This window comes from Micromonospora sp. CA-249363 (assembly GCF_050950185.1).
Lineage (GTDB): Bacteria > Actinomycetota > Actinomycetes > Mycobacteriales > Micromonosporaceae > Micromonospora.
Window position 1 is genome coordinate 1,895,206 of record NZ_CP192020.1, and the last position, 12,491, is coordinate 1,907,696.

15 protein-coding genes and 1 tRNA gene are annotated in these 12,491 nt (G+C 67.1%); 11 read left to right on the top strand and 5 right to left on the bottom strand.

Going from position 1 to position 12,491, the window contains the following annotated elements:
• Positions 1-112: 112 nt before the first annotated feature.
• Positions 113-670 carry a TIGR02611 family protein gene (locus tag ACQPZK_RS08770; RefSeq protein ID WP_433537792.1) on the top strand — a complete coding sequence of 186 codons (558 nt, stop codon included), beginning with the start codon at positions 113-115 and terminating at the stop codon, positions 668-670.
• A gap of 50 nt (positions 671-720) precedes the next feature.
• Positions 721-792 (top strand) — tRNA-Val (locus tag ACQPZK_RS08775).
• Positions 793-1,578: 786 nt separating this feature from the next.
• Here ACQPZK_RS08775 and ACQPZK_RS08780 read toward each other — a convergent pair.
• From ACQPZK_RS08780 to ACQPZK_RS08790, 3 genes are all read right to left on the bottom strand, one after another.
• The gene (locus ACQPZK_RS08780) at positions 1,579-2,838 is read right to left on the bottom strand and encodes a ricin-type beta-trefoil lectin domain protein (RefSeq protein ID WP_433537793.1); all 1,260 of its coding nucleotides are present in this window, start codon (positions 2,836-2,838) and stop codon (positions 1,579-1,581) included.
• A gap of 744 nt (positions 2,839-3,582) precedes the next feature.
• The gene (locus ACQPZK_RS08785) at positions 3,583-4,113 is read right to left on the bottom strand and encodes a hypothetical protein (protein WP_433537794.1); all 531 of its coding nucleotides are present in this window, start codon (positions 4,111-4,113) and stop codon (positions 3,583-3,585) included.
• Positions 4,114-4,486: 373 nt separating this feature from the next.
• Complete coding sequence (locus ACQPZK_RS08790; protein WP_433537795.1) at positions 4,487-4,765, bottom strand: hypothetical protein; 279 nt, start codon at positions 4,763-4,765, stop codon at positions 4,487-4,489.
• Between the two features lie 1,497 nt (positions 4,766-6,262).
• On the opposite strand from ACQPZK_RS08790, the gene ACQPZK_RS08795 reads away from it, so the two are divergent.
• Entirely contained in the window at positions 6,263-6,577 is a 315-nt protein-coding gene (locus ACQPZK_RS08795) for a hypothetical protein (protein ID WP_433537796.1), read from the top strand.
• Between the two features lie 96 nt (positions 6,578-6,673).
• Positions 6,674-7,321 carry an NUDIX hydrolase gene (locus ACQPZK_RS08800; RefSeq protein ID WP_433537797.1) on the top strand — a complete coding sequence of 216 codons (648 nt, stop codon included), beginning with the start codon at positions 6,674-6,676 and terminating at the stop codon, positions 7,319-7,321.
• A 58-nt stretch (positions 7,322-7,379) separates the two neighbouring features.
• On the opposite strand, the gene ACQPZK_RS08805 is transcribed toward ACQPZK_RS08800, so the two are convergent.
• A complete protein-coding gene (locus ACQPZK_RS08805; RefSeq protein ID WP_433537798.1) occupies positions 7,380-7,790 on the bottom strand; it encodes a winged helix-turn-helix domain-containing protein in 411 nt (136 codons plus the stop codon).
• A gap of 156 nt (positions 7,791-7,946) precedes the next feature.
• Between ACQPZK_RS08805 and ACQPZK_RS08810 the strand changes: the two genes are divergently transcribed.
• From ACQPZK_RS08810 to ACQPZK_RS08825, 4 genes are all read left to right on the top strand, one after another.
• On the top strand, positions 7,947-8,954 hold the full coding sequence (locus tag ACQPZK_RS08810; protein ID WP_433537799.1) for a helix-turn-helix domain-containing protein: 1,008 nt from the start codon (positions 7,947-7,949) through the stop codon (positions 8,952-8,954).
• A gap of 147 nt (positions 8,955-9,101) precedes the next feature.
• Positions 9,102-9,272 (top strand): hypothetical protein, encoded by a 171-nt coding sequence (locus tag ACQPZK_RS08815; RefSeq protein WP_433537800.1) that lies wholly within the window; start codon positions 9,102-9,104, stop codon positions 9,270-9,272.
• On the top strand, positions 9,269-9,535 hold the full coding sequence (locus tag ACQPZK_RS08820) for a hypothetical protein (RefSeq protein WP_433537801.1): 267 nt from the start codon (positions 9,269-9,271) through the stop codon (positions 9,533-9,535). Before ACQPZK_RS08815 ends, ACQPZK_RS08820 begins: the two co-directional genes overlap by 4 nt.
• 82 nt (positions 9,536-9,617) lie before the next feature.
• The gene (locus ACQPZK_RS08825) at positions 9,618-9,836 is read left to right on the top strand and encodes a hypothetical protein (RefSeq protein ID WP_238668483.1); all 219 of its coding nucleotides are present in this window, start codon (positions 9,618-9,620) and stop codon (positions 9,834-9,836) included.
• A 114-nt stretch (positions 9,837-9,950) separates the two neighbouring features.
• Here the strand turns inward: ACQPZK_RS08825 and ACQPZK_RS08830 are convergent, their stop codons facing one another.
• A complete protein-coding gene (locus tag ACQPZK_RS08830; protein ID WP_433537802.1) occupies positions 9,951-10,403 on the bottom strand; it encodes a VOC family protein in 453 nt (150 codons plus the stop codon).
• Between the two features lie 347 nt (positions 10,404-10,750).
• Between ACQPZK_RS08830 and ACQPZK_RS08835 the strand changes: the two genes are divergently transcribed.
• The 3 genes from ACQPZK_RS08835 to ACQPZK_RS08845 are packed head-to-tail and all read left to right on the top strand — an operon-like array spanning position 10,751 to position 12,431.
• Positions 10,751-11,659 (top strand): L,D-transpeptidase family protein, encoded by a 909-nt coding sequence (locus ACQPZK_RS08835; RefSeq protein ID WP_433537803.1) that lies wholly within the window; start codon positions 10,751-10,753, stop codon positions 11,657-11,659.
• Between the two features lie 39 nt (positions 11,660-11,698).
• On the top strand, positions 11,699-12,091 hold the full coding sequence (locus tag ACQPZK_RS08840) for a nuclear transport factor 2 family protein (protein WP_433537804.1): 393 nt from the start codon (positions 11,699-11,701) through the stop codon (positions 12,089-12,091).
• Positions 12,092-12,098: 7 nt separating this feature from the next.
• On the top strand, positions 12,099-12,431 hold the full coding sequence (locus tag ACQPZK_RS08845) for a DUF7668 domain-containing protein (protein WP_433537805.1): 333 nt from the start codon (positions 12,099-12,101) through the stop codon (positions 12,429-12,431).
• Positions 12,432-12,491 lie beyond the last annotated feature (60 nt).

Genomic DNA, 12,491 nt, shown 5'->3' on the forward strand with positions numbered 1-12,491 from the left:
GCCCGGCGTCGGGTGGCTCAGTCGTCGACTTACTCCGGTAACGTCCAGTCGGCCGTTGCAGTGACGGGCCCGAGCGACACTGGGGGGTGAAATGGTCACGAACCGATCCTCAGTGGATCCGCTGACCGCGCCGGGCCCGCCGAACGGCGCGGTCCGAGCAACCGAAAAGCGGGGGTACGACGTGCCGATGGAGCAGCCCGAGCGACCCGGACGGTCGACGCCCGACGCGGGCCGTCCCGGTGGCGTCCTCGTCGTCGGAGAGCCGCCGCGCCGCCCGCACTGGCGACAGCGGATCTCGACCACCCTCGACCTGATCCGGGCCAACCCCACCGGCCGGATCGCCCTCAAGATCTTCATCGCGATCGCCGGCGCGCTGGTCGTCACCATCGGCATCGCCCTCATCCCGCTACCCGGGCCCGGCTGGCTGCTGGTCATCGCCGGCCTCGGCATCTGGGCCGTCGAATTCCACTGGGCCCGCCGACTGCTCGGCTTCACCCGGCGACACGTCCACGGCTGGACACGATGGGTGAGAAGGCAGTCACTGCCGCTGCGCTTCGTCCTCGGCGCCGTCGGCCTGGTCTTCGTCGGCGCGGTGGTCTGGCTCTCCCTCAAGCTCAGCCTCGGCATCGACGTGGTGGCCGAGGCGAGGCAGTACCTCGCGGCGCGCTGACCCCGGATTTTTGGTCTGGTTCCACGATCGGGTAGAGTCAACGGCGCTGAGGGCGATTAGCTCAGTGGGAGAGCGCTTCGTTCACACCGAAGAGGTCGCTGGTTCGATACCAGCATCGCCCACTCTCAGTTTTTGCAGGTCAGAGCCCGTTACCGAATGAGTCGGTAACGGGCTTCGCCGTATGTGCTGCTTACATTGGGAGCAGATGGGGAGCAGCGGCTCTGGTTCAGGTAGTCCTGCGGGTGGCACAGAGGGCAGTCCGATGCCCCGATCGGGTCCAGAGTGTGAGCGCCACAGCGTGAACCGTCCATCGTGTCTGAGAACGAAGGTGAGCCATCAGGTACGGCCATTAGACGGAAGTTGGCGGTCCGGGCGGCGGGCGTAGATCGTGTCGGCCGTGTTCGCCAGCGTCGGTCTGCTGGCCTGACTGGGCGCTCGCGGTACGACCCCTCGATGCTGGGCGGTAAGCCGACATCGACGATTGGACAACGGCGGTCCCAGCGGCCGCCGCAACGCAGCCGCGATCGTAAGCTGGGCCGTGGGCCGCCGTCATGCCCAGGGAATCGCTTGGCCTTTCGAAGTGATCATCGTACGAGTGATGTCCGCGGCAACTCACGAAGTTCGCGGACGATGTCGCGGACCTCTGGTGAGCGCGGTGCGGCCGGGGCGAGTTCGTCGTGAAGTCGATGTAGCAGTGCGACGCTGCGCACGGAGCGGACGGCGGGTAGGCGGCCGAGGGCGAGGCAGCGTTGGGCGAGGCCGTCTTCGTTGGCATCGAACGCCATCAACCCGGCGGTCTGGGACGGGTCGGCACGGTTCCTCCTACGAGGCTGAGCAGTCCGTTGCTGGGGTCGCGGGAGCCTGTCCGCTCCCGCGACCTGACCGTCAGCGTGTCCCTCGGCCGGCCGTCAGGCGGCCTTCACGAAGTACTGTGCGGCCGATCCGTTGCAGTCCCAGATCTGCGCTCGGGTTCCGTTCGTTGTGGCGCCTGATGGCGAGTCGATGCACCTGTTGCTCTGGGGATTGCGCATCCGATTGCCTTCCTGCACCCAGTTCTGCGCCCCGCTGCCGTTGCAGTCCCAAAGTTGAAGCTTGGCGCCGCTGGCTGTGCTGCCGTTCTGGACGTCGAGGCAGCGGCCGAGGGTGCGGAGCGTTTGCCCGTTCCACGTCCACTGCTGGTCGATCGCCGCCGTGCCCTGGCAGTCCCACAACTGCACAGCCGCGCCGTTGCCACCCGTGTTGTCGCCCGACACGTCGACGCACTTGCCGCCGGGCCCGTTGATCTGCGTGGCGGACCCCCCGGTGGGAGGCGGCGTCGTACCCCCGCCGTCCTGGTAGTAGCGCACGTAGTCGATCGATGCGGTGAGCGGGAACTGGCTCTGCACGGGGTTCTGTCCGGGGTACGTGCCACCCAGCGCCAGGTTGAAGATGATGTGGAACGGCTTGCGGAACTCCTCCAAGGTTGCCGGCGTCGTGTCGATCACGTGCGTCTGCACACCATCGATGTACCAGCGGATCTGCGCGGCCGTCCACTCGATCGCGTAGACGTGGAAGGCCGCGGCGTTGTTGATGGCGGGGTTCGCGACGTAGTTGGCGTTCTGACCCGCTGTCCATGGGAAGACGCCGGTGCGGAGATCCCAGAAGATGTTGTTCGTCACGGTCGCGTTCGCGTTCGCGTGTTCCATGATGTCGACCTCGCCGCAGCTGGCCCAGTTGGTGGGCAGACGGTCGTAGTAGGTCTGCGCCGGGTTGTAGGCGCTCGTGGACGTCTCGTCGCACGCGTCACCGAGCATCCAGAAGGCCGGCCACGAACCGGTGGCGGTCGGAAGCGCCATGCGCGCCTCGATGCGTCCGTACTGGAAGGACCTCTTCGTGTCCGTCGTCATGCGGCACGACGTCTGGTAGAAGTTGCGGCCGTTCACCGTGATGGGCGTCGTGAGCCAGTTGGCGCGCATCACGAGGTTGCCGCCCGACTGCGTGCAGTTTTCGGGGCGGTACCACTCCCACTCGCCGTTGCCCCAGCCGTCGAAAGTATTGAGGCCGGGGTTGAGGCCGTTGCCGACGTTGTAGTTCCAGTTGGCGCTGCTGGGCGCGCCGGACCCGTTGAACTCGTCGGCCCATACGAGGTTCCAGGTTGCGGCGTGTGCGGGCTGCTGCTGGACGACCACGTTGCCGACGAGTGCGGTGACAGCCGTGATGACGAGGGCCAGGAGGCGCCGGGAGCTGCGGGACAGCGCTCGGTCCGGGGAAGCTGCATGCATTGTCACGGAGAACGTCCTCTCGTGCGGAGTGGTCGATCTGCTTTCAGGGGGGTTACACGAGTATTACGTAAACATTGTTAACTGTCGATGCGACGGGGTGGTACTTGCCGACCGAGCCTGGGTAAGTACGTGGTGGTTAGTTGCGTTTTATCGCATCTGCGCCTTGTGAGGAGGACGCCATGGCGTGTGACCGCTCCGCCGCTGGGGTTCGTTCGTCGGGCTGCGCCTACGCACGACAACTGGTGCGAACGTCCAGCTTTCGCGATCTTGGGCGAGTCATCCGGCAGGGGCCGCGCACAATCTCATGCCGCTGACAAAGCGCGACTGCCGTCAGCAGTGGGGTGCCCTGAACGGCCTCGAACGGCGTCCAACGGCAACGATCGGCGCTCAACTGCACCCACCCCTGCCTGCGGCTTCACGTTGCCGCAGGTCAGAGCCGGTGCGGCGCCCTGTTTCACACCGAAGGGGTCGCTGGTTCGATACCAGCATCGCCCACTCTCAGTTCTTGCAGATCAGAGGCCACTTCCCGGGTTCGGGAAGTGGCCTCTCTGCTGTGATTCGGCAGTTCCGGAGGTGGCCGAATAAGTCGCTGAGGCGTTTGAGGGCGTCTCTGGCGGAGGCTCACGGACTCAAGGGGCCCTCCTCTTACCCTCAGCAGCGCACGACGAAGCTGGAGCGGTACGACCACCCCGGGGTCGCCACCAACAGCCACTCCCGGTGCCAGTAGCGGAACGTGGGCCGGTAGACGTATCCCCGCTCCCAGGCCGCGGCCTGCCCGACGTACCGCTCGGCGTCGGACCCCGTCGGATAGCGGTCGGCGCTACTGGTGCAGGCTGGGGTGCCCGAGCCGCTGGTCGGCGTGATCGCGGTGGTGGAGACCAGCGAGCGGCCGGAGCACTTCGCCACGAGGCTCGACACGTAGTAGCCGTTCTCCGTCTTCATCCAGTAGCGGTAGGCGAAGCCGCCGTTGGATCGGGTGCCGATGTGCGACCAGGTCACGGGCAGCGGGTTGTTGATGCCCGGTGGGACGCTCCAGCCGGAGGTGTAGCAGAGCGGATCCTCGTCCAATGCGGCCGATCGAGCCGATGCGGGGCTGGGCAGCGCCACGGGGGCGGTCAGGCCCAGCATCAGGCCGAGCAGCAGGAGCAGAGTGGACGGACGAGGACGGACGTTGCGGGACACGGCTCACCTCCGCTGGTGGTACGGAAGGGGCGGGCAACGATGCCCGAAGCGAGCCTTAATAATAGACGCATACTGATGCGTTGTTGGAGTGTCGGATGTTGATAGCGGCCCGTTCACCTCGGTGTAAATCCACTGCCCGAGCGGTAGGCGGGGCACAAAGCGTTCCTGTCACCGGAGATCCTCGACCGAACGCATCTCGCCTTCCGCCGGGTGCGCCGATAGAGCAGGTGGCGTGGCTAGATGGGTGACCAACTGGGTGACAAGGGGCGCGAGCAACGGTGGACGTCCCTGGACTTCCGTGGGACCGTCGGGTACCTCGGCGCTGCTACTGGCGCAGCTCGTGGCCGGCTGGTCGTTCCTCGCACCGAAGAGGTCACTCGACGAACATGCCATCAGGCTTCATGATCTCGTCGCGCACCAGCGGCACGATCGCCGACCAGCCTTCGTCGTCCACGGCCACCGACATGCGAACACACCCTTTGCCATCATCAAGGGCGTAGCTGACCACGCTGTACCGCGTGCCATCTTCGCCGACGACCTGGCGTACGTCCTTGTCGTCGAGCATCGCGCGCCACTCGCCATAGCCGACGCGTCGCCATTCAGCGAGACGTGCATCGGCAAGCTGCGCGGCTATCTTCTTGTTCAGTCCCACGCGCTCAGCCTCTCACCGGGGACGTCGGCCGCCCTCGATCATGTGCCCGACCCGTGCCCGACGCAAAGGCGAACACGAGCCAACGCCGCGATCGTGCCGGCCACAACCCGAACGCTCCGCGTTCCTCTATCGGGCGATGCGGCTACCCAACGTGTAGATCAATCCGATTCCCATGCTGAGGGTCCGCGCCGCCTACGATGATGTCCGTGCCCCACTGGTCTGAGACTGCGCGCGTTGCTGAGGAACTGGGCGATTGGGACCAAGCAATCGCGGTGGTCCGTGCTGCTGCGGAGTGCTACAGCAGCGACTACGAGCGCCATAACGCACACCTGTGGCACATGGATCTGCTCGCCCGCGCCGGGCGTCACGTCGAGCTGGCGGCACTCGGCCAACGCGATGTGCACGCTCGAAGGCGGCTGAACCGGCTGCTGTACCAGGAGGGCCGGTACGAGGACCTACGGCAGCGGGCGCGGTCCGGAGATGATGGAGCGCGTTTTCTCCTCCGCCGCTTGGTCGAAGACCAGGATGGGGCGAACGCCGAGGAGGTAAGTGACTAACTGAGTGACGATCACGACGGACGCTGCTGGACAACCCTGCACTACAGGGGACCGTTGCAGCAGCTAGGAATGGGCGAAGCCGCAGGTGGCTAGGGTGTGTTGGTTGCCTGAGGGTCAAGCGGTCGGGGTTGACGTCCATAGGAGCCTCGGGATGGAAGGGTCCGCCGTGGTCGAGGCGTCGAGGCCCGGCGGATTCGAGCGTCCTTGAGGATGTGGTCCAACGATCGAGGAGCAAGGCAGGCAGCTCGGCAAGGAGAGCGTTCGTGCAGCGTCCCGGTCGAGTTCTCACTATCGCGCTGACCGCTGTTGCCACGTTGGGGCTCATCGCTGCGACCGGCTGGTGGGCCGTGACAAGCTACGTCGATGCCTTTGTCTATCCCGGTGGCCCTTGCTCAGACACAGAAGCACAGCTGACGGCTGAGCTCAGGTCCGACCCCATGCTGGTTCAAGCCTTCCCAGATTCGAAGCTGCAGACGGCGGACAGTTTCGAACCCTGCAGGGGGTTGGGTAGCAACTACTGGGGCGGGGCGTTCGTTACTCGCTCCTATACGAAGACGCCCCCGTCAGGGGACGCTGCCGTCGAAGGCTTCTACGCCTCATTGGGCAGTGCCAACGGCTGGCGCATGACCCTTGACGGCGCAAGCCGAAGCGTCTGCGGGAAGAAGAGCTTCGGCGGCAAGGTGGTCACCTTCAGCCTGGAGTTTCAGCGATCGTCACCGACTTCATCGAGGGGCTACACAGCCAGCTTGCTCTACGCAGGGCAGCGACAGCCCCTGAACGAGTGCGGTGAAGTGACTAGTTAAGTGACAACCACGACGTCCAAGCACGGACAGCCCTGCACGTAAGTGGACTGTCGCAGCCGCTCACCCCGGCGTCTAAGCAGGTCAGCCCACCACCATGGTTCCTTCACACCGAAGCGGTCGTCAGAGAGAATCCCGGCGTGAGCTGGGAAGAGTTCTTGTGGCACGTGGATCACCGACTGGGCATGTACGTCGGGAAGCTAAGGTACGACCGCGCGTGGTCCATGCTGACGGGGTTCGCCCTGGCACGCGGTCAGGGCGAGCTGACGGCGTTCCAAGAGTGGATCTCCGCTCGCCATCCCGGCAGCAGTAGCCTCATCTTCTCATCCCTAGTGCTGGCGGAGACCTTCGGTAATGGTGCTACCGAAGAGTGCTTAGCAAGCGATGCTGACCACTCGCTGGCCGTCTCGAAGCTCTGCCAACTCTTCCGGGAGTTCCTCAAGCAGCACGCGTGAACGCCCTAGCACTACCGGCAGGAAGGATGCCCGTCCCGAGCGGGTGGCTACCAGCCACCTCCCCAAAGGGCGCAGGGTAGGCATCGCTAGACATTGATGCGGACGGCGCTGTACGGCTCTTTGCCTCAGCCGGGATGCGAAGCGTCGCGAGAGTTCGGCGCGGATACTGGCGGGGTGGAGGAGCAGGAGCAGCCGACGGAGTTGACCCGCTGGACCGTGCACGGCGAGCGGGTGGTCGACGACTCCCGCCGGGCGCGGCTGAGCATTGCCGAGGTGGAGTTGCCGGACGGGGTTCGTTTCGAGCAGTACGTGATCCGGGCTCCCCGGTCGGCCATGGTCGCCGTGCTCGATGATCGGGGGCGCCTGCTGTTGATGCGGCGGCACCGCTTCGTGTTCGACCGGTGGGTGTGGGAGTTGCCCGGTGGCTACGTTGACGACGAGGAGCACCCGGCGCAGTGTGCGGTGCGGGAGGTCGAGGAGGAGACCGGCTGGCGGCCCCATGAGGTGGAGCCGTTGCTGTCCTTCCAACCGTGGGTTGGCACTGCGGACGCCGAGAATCTGCTGTTCCTGGCTCGGCAGGCTGAGCACATCGGTGCGCCCGTGGACGTGAACGAGGCCGAGCAGGTCGCCTGGATTCCGCTCGACGAGGCGTACGGGCTGGTGTCCCGGGGTGAGATCGCCGGTGCCGGCACTGTGATCGCGGTGCTGGAGCTGGTCGCCCGTAAGGGCCGGGGAGAGCTCTGATGGTCAGCGCCGCCGACCGAGCTGCCGGTGGCCGATCGGCGGCCCGAAGGGCGACGACTCAATCAGCCCTGAAGACCAACCGGTACCGATGCGCGGCGTACAGGTCCTGCAAACCGTCCGGGTGGTCTACCACCAGCAGCGGCACACCATCCGGCACTCCGTACGTCCGCCGCTCACCCGGAGTCGGGTTCCGAGCCGACACCGACGCCCCCGGCTCCACCATCACCTGCTCCACCTCGACCGGCATGCGGACCACTACGCCACGACCCCGTACCGCCTCGGCCAAGCCCTCGTTGCGTAGCTGCCGCACCGCCGCCCGAGCGGTCATCGGCGCGACGTCGTAGGTCTGCGACAGGTCCCGTTCGGACGGTAGGCGATCACCGGGGCTGAGCTGCCCGGACGTGATCCGAGCGCGCAGGATCTCGGCCAGCTCCTGATAGCCGACCGGGTCCTGTCCGGGATAGATCACCGCCGCAGGTTAGACAGACACCGATACTCCGCACGTGGACTAGTCAACTACCTGTGCTCGTGACTTACGGGCATGCCGGGCGTACTCTGCGAGACGGCGGCCCGCCGGTGTAGAGGCCGGCGGGGCGCCGCCCAGTCCTCTACCTGGGAGCGCCACATGCCCGCCGCCATCCGCACCATCGTCGACCCGCGCTTCGCCGCCGAGCTGACGCGCCGCCGCCTTGAACGCGGCCTGTCCCTGCGCGACCTGGCCCACGTCGCCCACTACAGCAAAAGCTTCCTGCACGACCTTGAAAGCGGCCGCGCTCGGCCCACGTGCGCAGTGGCCCGCGAGCTGGACACCGCCCTGGATGCCGGTGGGGAGCTCGCCGTCATGGTCGTCGACCCGCCCTCCGTCACCACCCCCGACGACAGCGACCGCCTCGCGTACCTGGCCGCCAATCCCACCCGGCTCGACGCCGCCGGCGTGCACCTGCTCGCCACGATCCTGGCTACCCAGCGGCGGCTCGACGACGCGCTGCCCGCGCCGATGATGCTGCCTATGTGCCTGCCGCAGTGGCATGCCGTCCGCGACCTCGCCGCGCACGTCCGAGGCCCTCACGCCGGCGAGCTTCACGCCGTTGCCGCCGAGTGGACGCAGTTCGTCGGGTGGCTGTACGCCGAGACCCGCAACGACAGCCAGGCCGTGCGGGTCCTCATCGAGGCGTCGCGGGAAGCCGACGCGGTCAACAGCGGGCCGCTCGCCGCGCAGGCGGAGAACTTTCGCGGCTACATCGAGCGCCAGCGCGGTAACGCGCGGGGGATCGTGCGCCACTTCCTTGCGGCGTATCACACGCCCGGGGCGTCGCCGTCGCAGCGCGTTGGTGACGCGGTTCAGGCCGCTCACGGGTACGCGTTGCTCGGCGACCGGCCTGCGGCGGTGCGGCTGCTCGGTGAGGCCAGCGACCTGACGACCGCCGCCGAGTCGGAGCCGCCGCCGGCGACGGCGTACTGGCTGACGCCGACGTTCAGTCGGATGGGACTCGGCCTGGCCTATCTGGCCCTCGGTGACAGGGGTTCGGCGGTGGACAACCTGCGGACTGGGTTGGGCGCGTTGCCGGAGGACCAGCGCGGCGCCGAGTGGACAGTCGAGTATCGACAAGCTCTGGCGGCGGCGACCGCCTGATCGTGTCCGGGAGCTGTCCGGAACCGGAGTGGCGGACACTCCGACGCTAGATAGCTGACTAGCTCGCCCTCACTCTGAGGTCAGGGCGCGGTAACTACGAGCCATGAGCGGTGAGGCCGCGCCCCTCAGAGCGAGGGAGGCGACACCGTGCACATCGTCCAGAGGTTGCGGCAACTGCTCACGCCCGCCCCGCCGCCCGTACCGCCCGGCACTGGCCAGCGCATCCAGGCCGCCGAGCAGGAAGCGGCCAAGCGGCGGGTTCTGGCCAGCGCCCGGACCATGACGCAGGGGCACCGCCCCGACGGGCCGGCGCGGTGAGCGGCCGGCAGCTGCCCGAGCCCGGCGCACGGGTGTCGGTGCGGCCCGGCCAGTGGCAGCCCAGCCCCGGCATCGAGGGCCAGACCGGCCACGACATCGTCATCGTCAAGGTCCACGAGTCCCACGACCCGCGGTTCGCTTGGGTGTACGGCCACGGCCCGGACTGCAGTTGGCCCACGGCGGACTGCGCCGTCCCGTGGTGCTTCGAAGTGCTGGTCAGCGTCGACGTCCTGGCCGCTGCCGTCACGGGGCAGCGGCCGTGACGACGTACCCATGCTGGCGGGTGGACTGGGCGACCAGTCGGCGGGCGCGGTCGATGGCGGCGGCGCTGCTCGGAGGTCGCGCATGACCACGCACGGCCCGGTGCTGCCGATCTGGAGCTGCGGTGGCTGCGATGCGCCCTGGCCCTGCCGCACCCGACAGCGCGAGCTACGCGCCGAGTTCGACGACGCTCCGATCTCCCTGGCAATCTACCTGGGTGCCCAGCTGGTGCGGGCCTCGGAGGACCTGACCTGGGTGCCGGCGGGTGCGCTGCACAGACGCTTCCTCGGCTGGCTTCGGTGAGCCTCCTGCGGCCCGGCGACGGGAACTCCACCACAACAAGGGCTCCTACAAGTGGATCCCGCCGGACCCGGACTACGACCACCAGGTTTGGAACGAACGAGCAGGCTCGCCCGATCAACGGGGGAACGGGCCCAGGGGTGACTTGTCGCCCACGGACCAGTTGTGACCGAACGGGTCCGTGAAGCCACCTTGACGATGCGTCCCCCAGGGCACGCGGTGCTCCTCGATTGCCGCTCCGGCGACTGCGCCAGCCGCGACGGCGCGCTCGATGAAGGTGTCTGGGTCATCGACGAACACCTCGATGCGGGTGCTCGTGATTCCCAACTGGCCGGGACTGGTCTCTGTGGGGTTCTCGGGATCGACCTGGTGGAGGAAGAAGGGGGCGCCGCCGATCTCAAGGCCGGCCACGCCACCAAGGTTCCACAACTCGGTTGCGCCAAGCGCAGTCCTGTACCAGGCGACCGCGGCGTCTGCGTCGGAGACGATCAACATCACAGAGATCACTGGCGATGCAGCGAGCGCCGTGTCGCTGGGACGGGTGGAACGACCTTGCGGTTCCTCGGTCATGCCCACAGCATGCCGGACATCGCCAGCAGCGTCTCCCCACTCACTCGCAATGCCCGCAACTCATCCGGTACGACCGCAGGGCCATACGCGGGATGCGGCCGAAGCTGCCCGAGTCGTCCCGGTCGCCGACGATGCTCTCGATTCGGCGAGCGCCGTCCTGGAATGTAACGCCGGCCAGACCGACGACGCCGTAGGAGAGGCGTCAGTTGATCTCCAGCGCGGCCCCTCGCCGTGTGCGAGGGTCGCACCTGCGAACCCAGACCAACGACGCGGCAGGAGTCCCCGGACTCGCGGTCGCCTTCCGGCTGCACGGCTGGCTGACATCAAGAACCATTGAGGGAGTAGGAATGCGAAGGCCGTTCAGGCGGGCTGTGTTCGGTGCCATTGCGCTGGCGCTGCTCGGCGGGCTCGGACTCACGTCCTGCGCACATCCGGGCCGGAACGGCACCGTGGACGCCGGGTCGGCTCCGGTCGATACCTCGGTGACCGGCGCTCCCGGACCGACTGACCCCGCAAGTCCTTCCTCATCCCCTTCGGCCAGCCGGTCCCCGTCGCCTTCGGCGAGCCGGTCCACGAAGCCGTCTCCCAGCCGGTCGCCGTCGCGCGCTTCGACGAGCAAGGCGGCGACGCCGGCCGCGCAGAGCAACATCGCCTCCCGGCTACACACGATTCCGGCCAGCACCCGCCAGCTCATCGTCGTCCACAGCAACGGCTACGGTACGAGCGTCGCGTCCCTCGAGACGTTCGAGAAGGCCAACGGCGTGTGGCGGTCGAAGTTCGGGGTGATGAGCGCGCGGATCGGCACCAAGGGATTCAGCGACAGCCATGTGGAGGGCGTCCCCACGACGCCCACTGGCGTCTATGGCATCGGCTCCACCATGTACGGCGTGCACGCCAACCCTGGCGTCAAGTACAGCTACCACCGGCTGGTGGCGGACGACTACTGGGATGAGAATCCGAGCTCGCCCACGTACAACAGCTTTGTCCACGGCACGAACCCGGGCGGGTACAGCGAGGCTCTGTGGCAGACCGTGCCGCAGTACAACTACTTCGCGGTCATCAACTACAACATCCCGGTGAGGGCAGCCACCCCGGCCCGCGGTAGCGGCATCTTCCTGCACGTCATGGGGAGCGGCGGTACCGCCGGTTGTGTCTCGTTGACGCAGTCCGACCTGCTCCGGGTACTGGAGTGGCTGGCTCCGGACGCCTCTCCACGCATCGTGATGGCACCCAGCCAGAACCTCGGCCGTTACTGACCGCCGCGAGGGCCCTGGCAGTGCCCGTACGCTGGGGTGGTGATCGACTTTCGGGTGGCGGTTGAAGCGCGTGACCTCGATGCCGTTGAGGCGGCCCTGGCCGACGACGTGGTGTTTCGCAGCCCGGTGGCGTTCAAGCCCTATGTGGGCAAGGCGATCACCGCTGCGATCCTGCGGGGTGTGTTGCGGGTGTTCGAGGACTTCCGGTACGTCCGCGAGTTGAGCGGCGAGGGCGCTCGCGATCACGCGCTGGTCTTCGAGGCGCGGATGGGTGAGGTCGCTGTCGAGGGCTGTGACTTCCTGCATCTGGATGAGAGCGGTCTGATCGATGAGTTCACGGTCATGGTTCGTCCGCTGTCCGCCGCGCAGGCCCTGGCCACCGCGATGGCTGCCGAATTCGAGCAGATTCGGCGCGAGGCGATGGGTCGTTGAGCCTGCTGTGGGTGCCGCCATCCGGGTGGTGCTCGGCCTGCGGGCGGACAGAGAGTACGTCACCCTCGAAAACGTGACCGAGGGAGACCTCTTGTCTGCTGAAGAAATCAGGAACGCGGTGGAAACCTATGGTCGAACCGTCACCCTGCCCCCCGGTGGTGAGCTGCCTCCAGATCTCGACCTCATTGCCGTCGAGGGGGACGGACCTTGCCGGGTCGCCGCTGTCATGTCGCTCTGGACGGTGGAGGAGGGACGTTCGGACCTGTCGCTCGAGCTCCTCCTGACCGAGGTCGGGACAGGTTTGTGGAGCGTCCGGCTGGACGACATTCGTACCTTGTGAAATCCCGGCGGGAGTTGAACGTTCGGCTCGGGTGATTGCGCGAGCTGCTGAGGTGAGGGG

Excerpts from the sequence above, each read along its gene's own strand:
- ACQPZK_RS08800 (WP_433537797.1), top strand. The coding sequence starts at position 6,674 with ATGCGGACGGCGCTGTACGGCTCTTTGCCTCAGCCGGGATGCGAAGCG.
- ACQPZK_RS08810 (WP_433537799.1), top strand. The coding sequence starts at position 7,947 with ATGCCCGCCGCCATCCGCACCATCGTCGACCCGCGCTTCGCCGCCGAG.
- ACQPZK_RS08825 (WP_238668483.1), top strand. The coding sequence starts at position 9,618 with ATGACCACGCACGGCCCGGTGCTGCCGATCTGGAGCTGCGGTGGCTGC.
- ACQPZK_RS08830 (WP_433537802.1), bottom strand. The coding sequence starts at position 10,403 with ATGACCGAGGAACCGCAAGGTCGTTCCACCCGTCCCAGCGACACGGCG.
- ACQPZK_RS08835 (WP_433537803.1), top strand. The coding sequence starts at position 10,751 with ATGCGAAGGCCGTTCAGGCGGGCTGTGTTCGGTGCCATTGCGCTGGCG.